1 pseudogene is annotated in these 612 nt (G+C 43.1%); it reads right to left on the bottom strand.

From position 1 onward, the window contains the following. A pseudogene (locus ACFIKG_RS09770) lies at window positions 1-612 on the bottom strand (adhesin); the annotation flags it as partial.

Here is a 612-nt window from a genome sequence, read left to right as displayed (position 1 = left end):
CTTGTGCCGAAGTGGTTATATCTTTGAGTTTGTCATCAAAACTCTTCATAACATTCTCAAAGCTATCACCAATGCCTGCAAACGCAACAGAGACGTTATCATAGCTCTTATCTTCTGATGAACCATCAGCATTGACACCTTTGAACTTGAAATGAGGACCTGTCCAATGACCATTCTCATAACCGGCTCCGCCACCCAAAGACTGAGCAACATCACTACCAAAGCCGTAAAGCTGAGAACCTGTTACTGCATCACTTGAATCTTTAGAGATATTACCTGCTGCTAGAGACGTGATCTTACTGTTGCTCTTATCTGCACCATGCTGTGCGACAAACGCACCTTTCCCGTCATCCCACAACAACGCATCTTGAAGACGTTCAGAAACCTCATCTTTGTTCTGAGCAACTTGATCCTTAAGATCCTTGAAGCCTTGATCAACCCCACCAAACGCACCAGAAAGATCATGATACTCTTTATCATCTAATTTATAGGTTGGTTCAGTCCCTTTTAAGACATCAGCACCGCCACCTAAATATTTCGACGCATTCTTAGCAACTGTCTGAAGATCATCACTGACACCCTTTACATTCTCATTCGTTGCATAAAGCTGGG

It is taken from the genome of Bartonella sp. LB28NMGDW, from assembly GCF_042194435.1.
Classification (GTDB): domain Bacteria; phylum Pseudomonadota; class Alphaproteobacteria; order Rhizobiales; family Rhizobiaceae; genus Bartonella; species Bartonella grahamii.
This window is presented reverse-complemented; position numbering and strand designations above follow the sequence as displayed.